The organism is Halopseudomonas sabulinigri, from assembly GCF_900105255.1.
In the GTDB taxonomy this organism is placed as follows: Bacteria; Pseudomonadota; Gammaproteobacteria; order Pseudomonadales; family Pseudomonadaceae; genus Halopseudomonas; species Halopseudomonas sabulinigri.
Genome location: NZ_LT629763.1, coordinates 1452303 through 1467470, shown reverse-complemented (window position 1 = coordinate 1467470; position 15168 = coordinate 1452303). Strand labels below are relative to the sequence as shown.

General features: G+C 60.6%; 17 protein-coding genes. All 17 read left to right on the top strand.

Annotated elements, in window-relative coordinates; translation table 11 throughout:
* Positions 1 to 16 precede the first annotated feature (16 nt).
* The 17 genes from fliF to flhB all read left to right on the top strand — a co-directional run bounded on the left by fliF (position 17) and on the right by flhB (position 15167).
* Positions 17 to 1732 carry a flagellar basal-body MS-ring/collar protein FliF gene (fliF, locus tag BLU26_RS06575; RefSeq protein ID WP_092284998.1) on the top strand — a complete coding sequence of 572 codons (1716 nt, stop codon included), beginning with the start codon at positions 17 to 19 and terminating at the stop codon, positions 1730 to 1732.
* Positions 1725 to 2747 (top strand): flagellar motor switch protein FliG, encoded by a 1023-nt coding sequence (fliG, locus tag BLU26_RS06570; protein WP_092284996.1) that lies wholly within the window; start codon positions 1725 to 1727, stop codon positions 2745 to 2747. The genes fliF and fliG overlap by 8 nt, the downstream gene beginning before the upstream one ends.
* Before the next feature lie 74 nt (positions 2748 to 2821).
* Positions 2822 to 3619: a flagellar assembly protein FliH gene (gene fliH, locus BLU26_RS06565; protein ID WP_092284994.1), complete on the top strand. Its 798-nt coding sequence runs from the start codon at positions 2822 to 2824 to the stop codon at positions 3617 to 3619.
* Positions 3612 to 4964 (top strand): flagellar protein export ATPase FliI, encoded by a 1353-nt coding sequence (gene fliI / locus BLU26_RS06560; RefSeq protein ID WP_092288389.1) that lies wholly within the window; start codon positions 3612 to 3614, stop codon positions 4962 to 4964. The genes fliH and fliI overlap by 8 nt, the downstream gene beginning before the upstream one ends.
* Positions 4957 to 5412, top strand: coding sequence for a flagellar export protein FliJ (gene fliJ / locus BLU26_RS06555; RefSeq protein ID WP_092284992.1), 456 nt, complete (start codon positions 4957 to 4959; stop codon positions 5410 to 5412). Before fliI ends, fliJ begins: the two co-directional genes overlap by 8 nt.
* 59 nt (positions 5413 to 5471) lie before the next feature.
* Positions 5472 to 5777: an STAS domain-containing protein gene (locus tag BLU26_RS06550; protein WP_092284990.1), complete on the top strand. Its 306-nt coding sequence runs from the start codon at positions 5472 to 5474 to the stop codon at positions 5775 to 5777.
* A gap of 6 nt (positions 5778 to 5783) precedes the next feature.
* On the top strand, positions 5784 to 7496 hold the full coding sequence (locus tag BLU26_RS06545) for an ATP-binding SpoIIE family protein phosphatase (protein ID WP_092284988.1): 1713 nt from the start codon (positions 5784 to 5786) through the stop codon (positions 7494 to 7496).
* Between the two features lie 148 nt (positions 7497 to 7644).
* The gene (locus tag BLU26_RS06540; protein ID WP_092284986.1) at positions 7645 to 7980 is read left to right on the top strand and encodes an Hpt domain-containing protein; all 336 of its coding nucleotides are present in this window, start codon (positions 7645 to 7647) and stop codon (positions 7978 to 7980) included.
* 82 nt (positions 7981 to 8062) lie between these two features.
* Entirely contained in the window at positions 8063 to 9529 is a 1467-nt protein-coding gene (locus tag BLU26_RS06535; protein ID WP_231702016.1) for a flagellar hook-length control protein FliK, read from the top strand.
* A gap of 255 nt (positions 9530 to 9784) precedes the next feature.
* Positions 9785 to 10297 carry a flagellar basal body-associated FliL family protein gene (locus BLU26_RS06530; protein ID WP_092284984.1) on the top strand — a complete coding sequence of 171 codons (513 nt, stop codon included), beginning with the start codon at positions 9785 to 9787 and terminating at the stop codon, positions 10295 to 10297.
* Positions 10298 to 10306: 9 nt separating this feature from the next.
* The gene (fliM, locus tag BLU26_RS06525; protein WP_092284982.1) at positions 10307 to 11278 is read left to right on the top strand and encodes a flagellar motor switch protein FliM; all 972 of its coding nucleotides are present in this window, start codon (positions 10307 to 10309) and stop codon (positions 11276 to 11278) included.
* Between the two features lie 46 nt (positions 11279 to 11324).
* On the top strand, positions 11325 to 11792 hold the full coding sequence (gene fliN / locus BLU26_RS06520) for a flagellar motor switch protein FliN (RefSeq protein WP_092284980.1): 468 nt from the start codon (positions 11325 to 11327) through the stop codon (positions 11790 to 11792).
* Positions 11793 to 11800: 8 nt separating this feature from the next.
* Complete coding sequence (fliO, locus tag BLU26_RS06515) at positions 11801 to 12232, top strand: flagellar biosynthetic protein FliO (protein ID WP_092288387.1); 432 nt, start codon at positions 11801 to 11803, stop codon at positions 12230 to 12232.
* A complete protein-coding gene (gene fliP / locus BLU26_RS06510) occupies positions 12229 to 12981 on the top strand; it encodes a flagellar type III secretion system pore protein FliP (RefSeq protein ID WP_092284978.1) in 753 nt (250 codons plus the stop codon). Before fliO ends, fliP begins: the two co-directional genes overlap by 4 nt.
* Before the next feature lie 10 nt (positions 12982 to 12991).
* A complete protein-coding gene (fliQ, locus tag BLU26_RS06505; protein WP_092284976.1) occupies positions 12992 to 13261 on the top strand; it encodes a flagellar biosynthesis protein FliQ in 270 nt (89 codons plus the stop codon).
* Entirely contained in the window at positions 13261 to 14037 is a 777-nt protein-coding gene (fliR, locus tag BLU26_RS06500; RefSeq protein ID WP_092284974.1) for a flagellar biosynthetic protein FliR, read from the top strand. The genes fliQ and fliR overlap by 1 nt, the downstream gene beginning before the upstream one ends.
* Positions 14037 to 15167, top strand: a complete 1131-nt coding sequence (flhB, locus tag BLU26_RS06495) for a flagellar biosynthesis protein FlhB (protein WP_092284972.1) — start codon at positions 14037 to 14039, stop codon at positions 15165 to 15167. The genes fliR and flhB overlap by 1 nt, the downstream gene beginning before the upstream one ends.
* Position 15168 lies beyond the last annotated feature (1 nt).

The window sequence follows — 15168 nt, the reverse complement described above, 5'->3', positions numbered from 1 at the left end:
GCCTGAGGAAAGTCCCATGGAATCCGCCAACACCCCCGCTACCCAGAGCCAATTGGAGGCTGATCGCAAGCCGCTGATGGGGTTGACCTTTCTGGACAATCTGGCGCAGCTGCCGATGCTCAGGCAGTTCGGACTGCTGGTGGGGCTGGCTGCCAGTGTGGCGATTGGTTTTGCTGTCGTGCTCTGGTCGCAGGAAGCCGAGTATCGCCCGCTGTACAACAGCATGGAAGGCTATGACGCCGCCCAAGTGGTGGACATGCTGCAGCAGAGCCGTATTGATTATAAAGTCGAGCCCAATAGCGGCGCCTTGCTGGTTCGTACCGAAGACCTTGCCGATGCGCGCATGCGCCTGGCCAGCGCGGGTATCGCGCCGACCGATGGCAATCTGGGTTTTGAAATTCTCGATCGTGAGCAGGGCCTGGGTACCAGCCAGTTCATGGAAACCACCCGCTACCGCCGTGGCCTGGAAGGCGAAATGGCGCGGACCATCTCCAGCCTGTATAACGTCAAGAATGCGCGGGTGCATATTGCGATTCCGCGCTCCACCGTATTTGTGCGCGATGAGCGCAAGCCCAGCGCCTCGGTGCTGCTGGAGATGTATGCCGGCCGTCGACTGGAACCTGCCCAGGTGATGGCGATTGTCAATCTGGTGGCGACCAGTGTGCCTGAACTGGGCAAGGATGACGTGACCGTTGTCGACCAGAACGGCAATCTGTTGTCCAATCAGAACGAGCTGAATGAGCTGACCGTCGCCGGCCGTCAGTTCGATTACACTCGCCGCGTAGAAGACACCTATACCCGTCGCGTGCACAACATTCTGCAGCCAGTGCTCGGTGAAGGCCGTTACAAGGCCGAGGTCTCGGCAGACGTGGACTTCAGCGCGGTCGAGTCCACCGCAGAAATGTATAGCCCTGAAGCGGCGCTGCGTAGCGAGCAGGTAGTCAGTGAGCAGCGCAGTGGCAGTACCGGCCCGGTGGGTATTCCCGGTGCGCTGTCCAACCAGCCGCCGGCCGCCGGCCAGGCGCCTGAGCAGGCGATTGACCCGGCCACCGGCCAGGCCGCCGCGCCAGTGGTGCCGAAAGATACCCGTGAGCAGGCGACCCGTAACTATGAACTGGACCGCCAGATCAGTCACACGCGCCAGCAGCAGGGCCGCCTGCGCCGCCTGTCTGTTGCGGTGGTGGTGGACGACCCGTCAGAAGTGAACGCGGAAACCGGTGAGGTCACCCGTACCCCTCTGGGCGAGGCAGAGATTGCGCGCTTGACCCGCCTGGTGCAGGATGCCGTCGGTTTTGATGCTAGTCGGGGTGACAGCGTCAGCGTGATCAACAGCGCCTTTGTTGCGCAAGCCGCTGCCGAGCCGCTGCCAGACATTCCGTTCTGGGAGCAGCCCTGGTTCTGGGATGTGGCCAAGCAGATTCTGGGTATCCTTTTTGTACTGATTCTGGTGTTCGCGGTACTGCGCCCGGCACTGAAAAATTTGACGGTAGCCAATCGTGGCAGCGGCGAGGGTGGCTACCCAGCCTCCATGCCGGGTGGTGCTGGCGGCGGACTGGAGGATGAGCTGAGTCCTGATCAGGTAAGCTTGTCCGGTCCGGCTTCAGCGCCGGTGCTGTTGCCGCCACCGGGCGCCGGTTATGAACAGCAGTTGAACGCCATCAAGGGCCTGTTAGCCGAAGATCCTGGTCGCGTGGCGCAAGTCGTAAAAGAGTGGATTAACGCCGATGAGTGAAGAAGCCAGCAAGCGCCCGCCGAAACTGTCCCGTCTGGACAAGGCCGCCATTTTTTTGCTCAGCCTGGGTGAGTCAGACGCTGCCGCCATTCTCAAGCACATGGGGCCAAAGGAAGTGCAGCGCGTCGGCAGTGCCATGGCCGGGCTGCGCACGGTGCATCGTGAGCAGGTACAGGAGGTCATGGGCGACTTCATCGAAGTGGTCGGCGATCAGACCGGCCTCGGCGTGGGTGCCGACGGCTATATTCGGACCATGCTGACCCAGGCGCTGGGCGAAGACAAAGCCAACAGCCTGGTTGATCGCATTCTGCTCGGCGGCAGCACCTCCGGGCTGGACAGCCTGAAGTGGATGGAGCCGCGCGCCGTTGCCGATGTCATTCGTTACGAGCACCCGCAGATCCAGGCGATTGTGGTGGCCTACCTCGACCCGGATATGGCCGCGGAGGTGGTAGGCTATTTCGACCACAAGGTGCGTTTGGATGTGTTGCTGCGGGTGGCCTCGCTGAACACCGTTCAGCCTTCAGCGCTGAAGGAGCTGAACGAGATTCTGGAGAAGCAGTTTGCCGGCAACTCCAACACCACGCGGGCCAATATGGGCGGCATCAAGCGTACTGCCGACATCATGAACTTCCTCGAGTCCAGCACCGAATCGCAATTGATCGAGGCCATTCGCGAGATGGACGAGGATTTGTCCTCGAAGATCGAGGATCTCATGTTTGTTTTCGACAACCTGTCCGAGGTCGACGATCGCGGTATTCAGGCGCTGCTGCGCGAGGTGTCGTCTGAAGTGTTGATTGTCGCGCTCAAGGGCGCCGACGATGACATCAAGGAAAAGATTTTCCGCAATATGTCCAAGCGTGCCTCCGAACTGCTGCAGGACGACCTGGAAGCCAAGGGGCCGGTGCGCATCAGCGAGGTGGAAGCCGCGCAGAAAGAGATTCTTACCATTGCCCGACGCATGGCCGACGCTGGCGAAATCGTGCTCGGTGGCAAGGGTGGCGAGGAGATGATCTAACCCGCCGGTGCTGCCGTCGGGTGGCAAGGTGGTATTCTGACGCCGTCATTCAACCAGCTGCAGGGTAGTAGCGCATGTCTTCAAACAAGTCTGAATCCGAGTTGCTGCGCGCTGGCCAGGTAGAAGCCTTCAGCCTTTGGGATCTGCCCAGCTTCGATAGCGCCCCGCATCAGGTCGCGCTCGAACGCGACCAACCGGAGCCCGAGCCGGAAGAACCCGAGCTGCCGCCGGACGAGGAAGAGCTGGAAGAGGTCAAGCCCTTTACCGTTGAAGAGCTGGAGCAGATCCGCCAAGAGGCCTACAACGACGGTTTTGCCACCGGCGAGAAAGACGGTTTTCATGCGGGCCAGCTAAAGGGCCAGCAAGAAGCGCGCACGGTACTGGATGCCCGGCTGGTTGAACTGGAAAGCCTGATGGGGCAACTGATGGCGCCTTTGCAAGGGCAGGACGAGCAGATTGAAGATATGCTGCTGACGCTGCTCGAAGGCATGCTGCGCGAGATATTGCAGCGTGAGATGCGGGCCGATCAAGCCCAAGTGCTTCAGGTCTTGCGCGGCGCCCTCAAAGCCCTCCCTGTGGGCGCCGGCAACATTCGCATTTATCTCAATCCTGCTGACTTTGACGCCGTCAAGGCGCTGCGTGAGCGGCATGAAGAAACCTGGCGCCTGCTTGAAGACGACAGCCTGATGCCTGGCGGCTGCCGGGTTGAAACCGAGCACAGCCAGGTGGATGCCACCCTGGAAACCCGCCTGCAGCAGCTCATTTCCCAGCTTTACGAACAGCAGCGCGAGCAGCGTGCGCATCCTCCTGCAGCTGACCTGAGCATTACGCCTGAGGCCATCGATGCCCCGGGTGAGCCAGATCATGAGTAGTCTGGAACGCATCAGCTTTGCACGCCGTCTCTCGCGCTATCAGGGCGCGATCAAGCTGCCGGCCGACCCGGTAGTGGAGGGTCGGCTGATTCGCATGGTCGGGTTAACGCTGGAGGCCGAGGGCTGCAAGGCGCCGGTCGGCAGCCGCTGCCAGGTGATCAGCGATACCCCCAGCGGGCAAAGCAGTATCGAGGCCGAGGTCATGGGCTTTGCTGGCAACAAGATCTACCTGATGCCGGTCGACCGGTTGGAGGGTTTGCAGCCCGGCGCCCGCGTAGTGCCATCGGGCGGCGGCGGCAAACTGCCCATGGGCTCGGCGATGCTGGGCCGGGTAGTTGATGGCATCGGGCGGCCGCTGGACGGCAAGGGCAGTTTCAAGGCCGATGACTGGGTTGATCTGAATGGCCCGGTGATCAACCCGCTCAAGCGCCACCCGATTGAAGAGCCGCTGGATGTGGGTATTCGCTCCATCAACAGTTTGTTGACGGTAGGGCGGGGGCAACGTCTTGGCTTGTTTGCCGGCAGTGGCGTGGGCAAGAGCATGTTGCTGGGCATGATGACGCGCTTTACCGACGCTGACATTACCATTGTCGGCCTGGTGGGCGAACGGGGCCGTGAGGTCAAGGAGTTCATCGAGCAGATCCTCGGCGAGAAGGGCATGGCGCGCTCCGTAGTGGTTGCCTCACCGGCGGATGACGCGCCGCTGATGCGCCTGCGCGCAGCGATGTATTGCACGCGTATTGCCGAATACTTCCGCGATCAGGGGAAGAACGTGCTGCTGTTGATGGACTCGCTGACGCGCTTTGCCCAGGCTCAGCGAGAGATCGCCCTGGCCATCGGCGAGCCTCCGGCGACCAAGGGTTATCCGCCGTCAGTATTTGCCAAGCTGCCACAGCTGGTTGAGCGTGCCGGTAACGCTGAGCAGGGTGGCGGCTCTATCACGGCCTTCTACACCGTGCTCTCCGAGGGCGATGACCAGCAGGACCCGATCGCCGACGCCTCGCGGGCGATTCTCGATGGCCACGTGGTGCTATCGCGGCGTCTGGCGGAGGAAGGGCACTATCCGGCGATTGATATCGAAGCTTCGATCAGCCGTGCGATGCCACAGATCGTTTCGCCTGAGCAGCTGCAAAAGGCGCAGGTTTTCAAGCAGCTCTATGCTCGTTATCAGCAGAGCCGTGATTTGATCAGCGTGGGTGCCTACTCAGCGGGTTCTGACCCGCTGACCGACAAGGCAATGGAAAAAATGCCGTCCATGCAGGCGTTTTTGCGACAGGGGCTGCATGTCAGTGTGAACCTGAACGACAGCCAGGCCGCGCTGGAACAGACCATCAGCAATGAGTGAAAGCCGCATTCGCCGGCTGATTCCGGTGCTGGACATGGCGCTGGAGGAAGAGCGCAAGGCGGCAACCGTGTTGGGACAATGCCAGAAGCAGCTGGATGAGGCGCAGACTCGGCTGCGCGATCTGGAGTACTACTGTGGCGAATATGCCAAAGGCTGGACTCAGCGGGGCGGCCAGGGTGTTGGCCGTGAGTGGCTGATGAACTATCAGCGCTTCATGGCGCAGATGGAAGTGGCGCTGGAGCAACAGCGCCAGACAGTGAGCTGGAATAGCCAGAGTATCGACAAGGCGCGTGAGAACTGGCGCCAGCGCTATCAACGCCTTGAGGCGCTGCGCAAACTGATCGAAAAATACCGCCAAGAGGCGCAGGCCAGAGCAGACCGGCAAGAGCAGAAACTGCTCGACGAGTTGTCTCAGAGGGCCCACGCGCAACGCGGAAATAATGCCTGACAGTCCCCCATCCCTGTGCTAAAAGAAGTGGAACACCCAAAACTTGCCAGGGAGAAATCATGTCGATTCAGGCAACTTTATCGGCGGACAGCCAAGTACTCACCATCAGCGTCAAAGGTCGCTTCGACTTCGGTGCGCATCAGGACTTTCGCAACGCCTACGAACGCAGTGGCCTGACTCCGCAACGCTATGTGGTTGATTTGCATGAAACCGACTACATCGACAGTTCTGCACTCGGCATGTTGCTCCTGTTGCGTGACCACGCGGGCGGCGACAGCGCGCAGGTCAGCATCGTGCACTGCAATCCCGATGTGCGCAAAGTACTGAGTATTTCCAACTTCGAACAGCTGTTCAGCATCAAGTAACGCCGGATGGCCAATCAGCGTTTGTCAGCGGCGGATGGCCCAGAGGTGCCGCCTGCGGTTGCCCGCCTCAGTGTGCTGGTGGCCGACGACAACCCCGCTGATCGGATGATTCTGGGCCGTCTGGTCGAGCGTCTTGGGCACCAGGTGTACCTGGCTGAGAACGGTCGGCTAGCGGTAGAGCAGTTCACCGCGGTGCAGCCCGATATTGTGCTGCTGGACGCCTTGATGCCCGTGATGGACGGCTTTGAGGCGGCGCGGCTGATCAAGCAGCAGGCCGGCGAAGACCTGGTGCCGATCATCTTTCTCACCAGCCTGACCGAAACTGACGCCCTGGTGCAGTGCCTAGAGGCCGGCGGTGACGACTTTCTGACAAAACCCTACAACCCGGTAATCCTCGACGCCAAGATTCGCGCCTTTCGCCGTATGCGCGAAATGCACCAGACGCTGCAGGCGCAGCGCGACGTGATTGCTGCGCAGCACGCCAGCCTGGTGCAGGATCAGGAACTGGCGAAGATCATCTTTGATCGCGTGGCGCATTCCGGGGCCCTCAGCCACAGCAGTCTGCGCTATCTGCAGTCGGCTTACGCCATGTTCAACGGCGATATCCTGTTGGCGGCGAATAGGCCCTCCGGTGAAATGCATCTGCTGTTGGGCGACTTTACCGGCCATGGTCTGTCGGCCGCCATTGGCGCCATGCCGCTGGCGGAAGTGTTCTACGCCATGACCGCCAAGGGCTTTACGCTGCGCGACATTCTGCTCGAGTTGAATGACAAGCTGGCCACCATTCTGCCGGTCGGCATCTTCTGTTGTGCTGTGCTGATTGAGGTCAATTCCGGCAAGGGGTTGGTGGAGATATGGAACGGCGGCCTACCGGAAGTCATGATCCTGGGAAGTTCGGGCGAGTTGATGCAGCGCGTGGCGTCCACGCACTTGCCATTGGGCGTCGCCAGTCGTGAGCGTTTCAATGCCGAGCCCGTGGTGCTGGTGATGCGCCCCGGTGAACGGCTGCTGTGCTGGACCGACGGGGTGATCGAAAGCCGCAACCAGGCAGGTGAACTCTTTGGTGAGGCCGGTGTGCACGAGGTGCTGGATACCTACGTGGGGCACCCGGCCAAGGTGTTCGATGGCTTGCTCGAGGCTTTGGAGCGGTTTCACGGCAGCCCGGAGGACGACGTCAGTCTGTTGCAGGTTGTTATGCCGACCGCCGCCGAGCAGACAGCGGTACTACGCGCTCCGGTACCGCCAGCGCCGGCGCAGGACTGGCGGCTGGGGTACACCTACCGCGCCGGCTCGATTCGTGAGCAGAATCCGTTGCCGTTCCTGCTCGCCCGGCTGCTTGAGATTCCCGGTCTGCGTCCGCAGGCCGGTGCGCTGTTTACCGTGCTTAGCGAGTTGTACAGCAATGCGCTGGAGCACGGGCTGCTGCACCTGGACTCTGCCTGGAAGCAGGACTCCGATGGCTTTGCACTCTACTACCAAGAACGTGGGGAGCGTCTGCGAGCGCTGAGCGAGGGATGGATACGTCTGACCCTGAATCATCTGCCGACGGCCGAGGGTGGTCTGTTGCAGATCGAGTGTGAAGACAGTGGCAACGGCTTTGATCCCGCCTGCGCTGCAGCTGATTATGCAGGGCGAGGCCTGGCGTTGGTCGCCGCGTTGGCGCAGGAGGTTGAGGTAGACGCTGCGGGGAGCCGGGTCAGGGTGGTATTCAGCTGGTAGCGTGGCATACTGCCTGCAGTTTCTGTCTAGGCGGTACGTTTTCCTGCATGGTCGTCTGCTAGGCTGTTGTTGCTTTCTAGCGGCTGTTTTTACTTTTAGTTGCGGTCGCAGAAACGCCCACTTTCTTTCGTCATAGAGTTTTTTGCGTATGTCAGATCAGTTTCCAGATGTCGATAACGCTGCGCTGGAAGCGCTGCGCGAGTTGATGCAGGAGGATTACCCTCTGTTGCTGGAAACCTTCTTGGCGGACGCCAATGTGCGACTGACTCAACTGCGTGAAGCCTTGGTCAGTGATGACCTGGAGGCCTTTCGTCAGGCGGCGCATAGCTTCAAGGGCAGCTGCGGCAACATGGGTGCGCTGGCTCTCGAACATGCTTGCCTGAATGCCGAGAAAGCCGCTCTTGAGGGCGACGCGCACGCAGCCTCCAGCAGTTATTCGCGCATTCGCGAACGCTTTACGCGCTTGCAAGCCATTCTTTCCTGATCACAATCCACCTGGTTGGCCCGTGCATTGCAAGTTGCTTGCAAACGCAAGGTTTCTTGCAGACCGGGGTGGAGATTCAATCATGCCAATTGGGCAAAATCTGCTGGCGCTAATGGGCGCTGAAATGCCACGAGACAAGTTCGCGGGGCTAAACGCCGTCAAGGGCGAAAGCAGCGAAACAGAAGGGTTTGGCGCTTTCTCTTCGATTCTTGCAGCGCAAAAACCGGCGGAGCTGAAGGCACTGTTCAGTCAGTTGCACCAGTTGCAGGGTGACACTGTCGAAACCGAAGAAGCTCTGCCTGGGTTTGCCGCCGACGGCAATAGCTTGCCGGTGGAGATCAAGGATTGGCTGCAAAAGCTGGCCATGCTCGAATCCCCAGTGCAGAGTGCCGCAGGCGCTAGTGATGAAGCAGCGGATGCGACCGGGACGGGTGAGCAAGCGGATCAGGAGCGGCTGGATCTGCTCGCCGGTTTGAGCAGCCAATGGCAGCAGTGGTTGGCCCAGCTGCCGCAGGAAGAGGACGCGGCGTCCGTTGGTGAGGCTGCTGCAGGTGCCGACGCGGCTGTCGACCCTAGGTTGCTCTCGGTGCCGGGCGCGCTCGCGGATAAAGCGACCCAGCCGCTCACCGACGCCGAGTTCAGCGCCGGTCTACCAGGTGACAAGGTCATTCCGGCCACTGCGGGTACTCTGAGCTTGCCAGATATGTTGGCGCAGCTGCGGGCTGCCATGTCCGGTGCTGGGGCTGCCAGCGCCGAGGATGATGGCAGCGCACGTGCGGCGACGGGCGCTGATGCTGACGCCGCGGGTAAAGGAAAAGCACTGGCTGACGGCGACGAGAAGCTGCTAAATCAAGCCAGGCAGGCCAACCCGACCGATCAGCCGCAGCAAGCTCAGCGGGTAGCCAGCCTGGCGGCCAGCATGGACGCGCCGGGCCTTGCCGCTGCTCGATTGGCCGAGCAGAAAGGGCGCGAGCCAGGCAAGTTGGATAGCAACGCAATAGATGGCTTGGCTGGGCAGGATAGGGCAAGCGCCGCCGCCAACGCCGCGCAGAATGCCTTGACCCAGCGACCGGTCGCCGCTGCGGTGCAAGCCGCCGCAGTACCCTTTGGTCAGAGTGGCTGGAGCGAGTCGGTGGTGAACAAGGTCATGTGGATGTCGAGCCAGAATTTGAAGAGCGTTGAGATCCAGCTCGATCCGGCTGAACTCGGGCCGCTGGAAATCAAGATTCAGACTCGGGGTCTTGAGCACCAGGTACAGTTCGTCAGCCAGAACCCCGGCGTGCGCGAGGCGCTGGAAGGCCAGGTACACCGCCTGCGTGAGCTGTTCTCCCAGCAGGGGGTTGATCAGCTCGATGTCTCAGTGTCAGACGGCAACAGCGGTCAGCAGTCCGGTAGCGAGGCTCGCAGCAGCTTTGCCGGTGGTGACGGCAACGGCCGTGGTGGCAGCTCGCTGGGCGGCTCAGCCCAGGTGGGCGGTGAAGACGAGCTGCCAATGGCTGCGGCGCAAAGTATCGTGGCCAATAACAGGCTGGTGGATTACTACGCCTGACCTCCCAGGCTCGCACTGTCGGGCCTATGCTGATTGCTCTTCCTGGCGCTTGCCAGGCCGCCGATAGCCGGTGGCCTGGCAAAGACATTTACCCGCTTTCCCTTTATCCTATGCCGAACCGGCCCTGGCAGCCGAGCGCAGGCCCGAGGCCTGCGCTATTCTGCGAATAACCGGTATAGGCAGGCACGAGCTGGCACGCTCGATGCATCAGCCCTGGAAACAGGGAAAATCCCGCTGGAGTGACGGAATATTGTCATGGCGAAACAAGCAGATAAGGCCGCGGCAGAAGACGGGCAGGAAAAACCTGCCAAGAGTCGCAAGAAACTTTTCATATTGATCGGTATAGGGCTGCTGGCGCTGTTGCTGTCAGCGGGCGGCGTAGCCTACTACCTGTTGTCGGGTGATGACGAAGAGGCCGCTGAGCAGGAGCCCGCCGAGCCGGTCAAGCAGGTAGCGCTGTATCAGGCGCTGGAACCGCCCTTTGTGGTCAACTACACCGACAGCGGTCGGCAGCGTTACATGCAGGTCAGCGTTGTGCTGATGGGGCGTGACGCGGAAGGCATGGCCAAGCTCAATCAGCACCTGCCGCTGATCCGCAATCAGTTGGTGATGCTGTTTGGCAGCGAAGAGTTTGCCACCCTGATGAGTCCGGAAGGCAAGGAAGCGCTGCGCGAGAAGGCCAGCCTGGCGGTCAAGGCGCTGCTGGAAAAGGAAGTGGGCGACCCGGTAATCGAGTCGGTGCTTTTTACCAATATGGTTCTGCAATAGGAAGCTTTCATGGCCGTACAGGATCTGCTGTCCCAGGATGAAATCGATGCCCTGTTGCACGGGGTAGACGACGGTGCCATCGATACCGACCTGGAAAGCGAGCCGGGGTCGATCAAAAGCTACGATCTGACCAGCCAGGATCGGATCGTGCGTGGGCGCATGCCCACGCTGGAGATGATCAACGAGCGCTTCGCTCGCTATACCCGTATCAGCATGTTCAACCTCATGCGCCGCTCGGCCGACGTCGCCGTCGGCGGTGTGCAGGTCATGAAGTTTGGCGAGTACGTCCATTCCCTCTACGTACCGACCAGTCTGAACCTGGTAAAGATGAAGCCGTTGCGTGGCACGGCGCTGTTCATTCTGGATGCCAAATTGGTGTTCAAGCTGGTCGACAACTTCTTTGGTGGTGATGGCCGCCACGCCAAGATCGAGGGCCGGGAATTTACCCCCACCGAGTTGCGCGTAGTGCGCATGGTGCTGGATCAGGCCTTTGTGGACCTGAAGGAAGCCTGGCAGGCGGTGCATGATGTGCAGTTCGAGTACGTCAATTCCGAGGTAAACCCGGCGCTGGCGAACATCGTCAGCCCCAGCGAAGTGGTGGTGGTGTCGACCTTCCACATCGAGCTGGATGGCGGTGGTGGCGACCTGCATGTGACCTTCCCTTATTCGATGATCGAACCGCTGCGTGAGGTACTGGACTCGGGTGTGCAGTCGGATGTTGACGAGCATGATGAGCGCTGGGTTCGGGCGTTGCGTGAAGAGATTACCGGCGTCAAGGTGCCGCTGACCGCGACCGTGGTGAAAAGCCAGCTCAAGCTCAATGACCTGCTAAGCATGCAGCCGGGCGATGTGATTCCGGTTGAGCTGCCCGAGCACATGGTGCTCTGTGCCAATGGCGTACCGACGTTCAAGGCCAAGCTGGGTTCAGTAAAAGGCAACCTGGCACTGCAGATTCTGGGTCCGCTGACCCGGCCGCGTTAAGCGCACATCAGCAACCTACCCATATCAATAACAGAGGAACAGCACGATGGCTGATGACAAGAACCCGGACGAAGTCACTCCTGAGGAGCAGGCGCTGGCGGACGAATGGGCGGCCGCGCTGGACGAGGCGGGGGATGCCAGTCAGGACGATATCGATGCGATGTTGGCGCAGAGCGATGCGCAGCCGCGTATGCCGATGGAAGAGTTCAATGCGCCAGCCAAGGGCGGCGAGGACAGCTTTGATCCGGGTGACAGTCCTAACCTGGATGTGATTCTGGATATTCCGGTCACCATTTCGATGGAAGTGGGCAATACCGATATCACCATCCGTAACCTGCTGCAGCTGAACCAGGGCTCGGTAGTCGAGCTGGACCGTCTGGCCGGTGAGCCGCTGGACGTCAAGGTTAACGGCACGCTGATTGCCCATGGCGAAGTGGTGGTGGTGAACGAAAAATTCGGCATTCGCCTGACGGATGTCATTAGTCCCACTGAACGCATCAAGAAGTTGCGGTGAGCCTCGCGATGCTGCGAGCTCTATTGCTATCGCTCCTTGCGCCGGGAATGGTCTACGCGGCGCAAGAGCCGGCGGCGGCCGCTGTGGGTGCGGCCTCCAGCGGCTCGCTGCTTGGCCAGTTGCTGCAACTGGGGCTGGGGCTGGCGGTCGTGGTAGGGCTGATTTTTGGCCTGGGTTACCTGATGCGTCGTGTCGGACCATTGGCGCCACAGGGTGGTCAGCACATCAAACTGGTCAGCAGTCTGCCGCTAGGACCACGTGACCGTCTGCTGCTGGTGGACGTAGGCGGCACTCAAATGCTGCTGGGCACCTCTCCCGGGCGGATCAACACCCTGCACGTATTCGAACAGCCGGTTGCAGACCTGTCTTCGGCAGCGGCTGGCAACAGTGATTTTGCTCGCAAGTTGCAGGCGATGCTGAAACGGGGAGCCGATTCATGATGCGCTGGATCTGGCTACTCTTGTTACTGGCCGCACCCTCCGTGTTGGCGCAGACCGCTGCAGACCCGCTGAGCCTACCGGCGGTGACCCTGAGCACCGACGCCGACGGCGAGCAGACCTACTCGGTCAGCTTGCAGGTGCTGCTGCTGATGTCGGCGCTGACCTTCATCCCGGCCTTTGTGATGATGATGACCAGTTTTACCCGGATTATCATCGTCTTTGCCATTCTGCGTCAGGCGCTGGGCTTGCAGCAGACGCCGTCGAGCCAGATCATGGTGGGGCTGGCGCTGTTTCTGACCCTGTTCATCATGGCGCCGGTATTTGATCGCATCAACGAGTCGGCATTGCAGCCCTATATCAACGAACAGATGCAGGCACAGGAAGCCATCCAGGTCGCCAGCGTACCGATGCGCGAGTTCATGCTGGCACAGACCCGTGAGACTGACCTTGAGCTGTTCGTGCGCTTGGCCAAGCGGACCGATTTGGCCAGTCCGGAGGAGGTGCCGTTCCATATTCTGGTGCCGGCCTTTGTGACCTCGGAGCTGAAAACCGCTTTCCAGATCGGCTTCATGATCTTCATTCCCTTTCTGGTGATCGACCTGGTGGTGGCCAGCGTGCTCATGGCCATGGGTATGATGATGCTCTCGCCGCTGATCATTTCATTGCCATTCAAGATCATGCTCTTTGTACTGGTGGATGGCTGGGCGCTGATTATCGGCACCCTGGCCGCCAGTTTTGCGGTGAGCTAGGAGAACTGCGATGACGCCGGAAGTAGCGGTTGATCTGTTTCGCCAGGCGCTGTGGCTGACCGGGATTATGGTGGCCGTGGTGGTCATGCCCAGCCTGCTGATCGGCCTGGTGGTCGCCATGTTCCAGGCCGCTACCCAGATCAACGAGCAAACCCTGAGTTTTCTGCCGCGTTTGCTGGTCACCTTTCTGACCCTGATTTGGCTGGGGCCCTGGTTGACCACCCAGTTGATCGAGTTCACCGATACTCTGTATCGCAGTATTCCCGGGCTGATCGGCTGATGCTGGAGCTGTCCAGCGCCGAGCTCAGCCGCTGGGTGGCCAGTTACCTGTGGGTGCTGTTTCGCATCGCCAGCGTGCTGATGACCATGCCGGTATTCGGTACCCAGCTGGTGCCGACGCGCATACGCCTGTACTTTGCGCTGGCACTGACCCTGCTGGTCGCGCCGCAGATTCCGGAAGTGCCAACCCTGGATGCGCTGTCACTGAGTACCTGGGTGATCATCGCCGAGCAGATACTGATTGGCGCGGCCATGGGCTTCTCCCTACAGCTGTTATTTCAGGTTCACGTGCTGGCCGGGCAGATCGTGGCCATGCAGATGGGGCTTGGGTTCGCTTCCATGAACGACCCCAGTATGGGGATCTCCGTTGCCGTGGTCGCACAGGTTTTCACCATGCTGGTGACGCTGTTGTTTCTCGCGATGAACGGCCACCTGGTGGTGATCGAGGTGCTGGTAGAGAGCTTTACTACTCTGCCGATTGGGGAAACCCTGGCGGTCACCGATTTCGAGGCGCTGGTCTACCGCTTCTCCTGGGTCATGGCGTCGGCCATCCTGATCGGCTTGCCGGCCATTACGGCCCTGCTTATCGTCAACCTGTCGTTTGGTGTGATGATGCGCGCAGCGCCGCAGCTGAACATTTTTTCCATTGGTTTTCCGCTGACCCTGGTGTTTGGTCTGTTCATTCTCTGGGTGCTGCTGAGTAATGTGCTGGGGCAGTACCAGGAGCTGGCTGCCAATGCCCTGGTCTGGCTTCGCGCACTGGTGAGGGCTGGCTGATGGCAGACTCCGAGAGCGGTCAGGAAAAAACCGAAGAGCCCACGGCGAAACGGCTCAAGGAGTCGCGTGACAAGGGGCAGGTCGCGCGCTCCAAGGAGCTGAACACGCTGGCGGTGGTGATGGTGGCGGCGGTGGCGTTGCTGATGTTGGGGCCTGCCATGGTGCGCAAGCTGATGGACATCATGGTGTTCAATTTTTCCTTCGAGCGCGAGGCGCTGTTCGGTACCGACGCCATGGCCTTGCACCTGTTTGCCTCCGTGAAGGAAGGCCTGATGGTGCTGGCGCCGCTGTTCGGGTTCCTGCTGGTCGCCTCTATCGTTGGCCCGATTATGCTCGGCGGCTGGCTATTCAGTGCTTCGTCGCTGGCACCCAAGTTCGAGCGCATGAACCCGTTGTCGGGGCTCAAACGCATGTTTTCGCTCAAGGCGTTGGTTGAGCTGCTGAAGGCACTGGGCAAGTTTCTGGTGGTGCTGAGCGTGGCCTTGCTGGTGCTGCACCTGCGTACCGACGACTTTCTGACCATGGGCCAAGAGCCGCTGGAGCAGGCGATTGTGCATTGCGCCTGGGCGCTGGCGAGTGCGCTGCTGATTCTGTCGGCGTCGCTGATTCTGATTGCCGCCGTGGATGTGCCTTTTCAGCTCTGGGACAACAAGCAGAAGCTGATGATGACCAAGCAGGAAGTGCGTGACGAGTACAAGGACTCCGAAGGTAAACCCGAGGTCAAGTCGAAGATTCGCCAGATGCAGCGCGAGATGGCCGAGCGGAGGATGATGGAGAAGGTACCGCAGGCCGACGTGGTGATTACCAACCCGACGCACTTTGCCGTGGCGCTGAAGTATGACCCGCTAAACCGAGGGGCGCCCGTGGTGCTGGCCAAAGGGGCGGACTTTATCGCGCAGAAGATCCGTGAAGTGGCGAATGAAAATGAGGTGGTGGTGCTGGAGTCTCCGCCGCTGGCGCGGGCGGTGTATTACAGCACCGAGCTGGATCAGGAGATTCCGGCGGGCCTCTATCTGGCGGTCGCCCAAGTGCTGGCCTATGTCTTCCAGCTGCGGCAGTATCGAGCGGGGCAGGGCAAGCGCCCTGGCCCCATGCCCGAGCCGCCTATCCCGGACGATCTGAAGAAGTAAC

What these genes read in the sequence shown, in the direction of transcription:
- fliF (WP_092284998.1), top strand. Translation starts at nt 17, where the DNA reads ATGGAATCCGCCAACACCCCCGCTACCCAGAGCCAATTGGAGGCTGAT.
- fliG (WP_092284996.1), top strand. Translation starts at nt 1,725, where the DNA reads ATGAGTGAAGAAGCCAGCAAGCGCCCGCCGAAACTGTCCCGTCTGGAC.
- fliH (WP_092284994.1), top strand. Translation starts at nt 2,822, where the DNA reads ATGTCTTCAAACAAGTCTGAATCCGAGTTGCTGCGCGCTGGCCAGGTA.
- fliI (WP_092288389.1), top strand. Translation starts at nt 3,612, where the DNA reads ATGAGTAGTCTGGAACGCATCAGCTTTGCACGCCGTCTCTCGCGCTAT.
- fliJ (WP_092284992.1), top strand. Translation starts at nt 4,957, where the DNA reads ATGAGTGAAAGCCGCATTCGCCGGCTGATTCCGGTGCTGGACATGGCG.
- BLU26_RS06550 (WP_092284990.1), top strand. Translation starts at nt 5,472, where the DNA reads ATGTCGATTCAGGCAACTTTATCGGCGGACAGCCAAGTACTCACCATC.
- BLU26_RS06545 (WP_092284988.1), top strand. Translation starts at nt 5,784, where the DNA reads ATGGCCAATCAGCGTTTGTCAGCGGCGGATGGCCCAGAGGTGCCGCCT.
- BLU26_RS06540 (WP_092284986.1), top strand. Translation starts at nt 7,645, where the DNA reads ATGTCAGATCAGTTTCCAGATGTCGATAACGCTGCGCTGGAAGCGCTG.
- BLU26_RS06535 (WP_231702016.1), top strand. Translation starts at nt 8,063, where the DNA reads ATGCCAATTGGGCAAAATCTGCTGGCGCTAATGGGCGCTGAAATGCCA.
- BLU26_RS06530 (WP_092284984.1), top strand. Translation starts at nt 9,785, where the DNA reads ATGGCGAAACAAGCAGATAAGGCCGCGGCAGAAGACGGGCAGGAAAAA.
- fliM (WP_092284982.1), top strand. Translation starts at nt 10,307, where the DNA reads ATGGCCGTACAGGATCTGCTGTCCCAGGATGAAATCGATGCCCTGTTG.
- fliN (WP_092284980.1), top strand. Translation starts at nt 11,325, where the DNA reads ATGGCTGATGACAAGAACCCGGACGAAGTCACTCCTGAGGAGCAGGCG.
- fliO (WP_092288387.1), top strand. Translation starts at nt 11,801, where the DNA reads ATGCTGCGAGCTCTATTGCTATCGCTCCTTGCGCCGGGAATGGTCTAC.
- fliP (WP_092284978.1), top strand. Translation starts at nt 12,229, where the DNA reads ATGATGCGCTGGATCTGGCTACTCTTGTTACTGGCCGCACCCTCCGTG.
- fliQ (WP_092284976.1), top strand. Translation starts at nt 12,992, where the DNA reads ATGACGCCGGAAGTAGCGGTTGATCTGTTTCGCCAGGCGCTGTGGCTG.
- fliR (WP_092284974.1), top strand. Translation starts at nt 13,261, where the DNA reads ATGCTGGAGCTGTCCAGCGCCGAGCTCAGCCGCTGGGTGGCCAGTTAC.
- flhB (WP_092284972.1), top strand. Translation starts at nt 14,037, where the DNA reads ATGGCAGACTCCGAGAGCGGTCAGGAAAAAACCGAAGAGCCCACGGCG.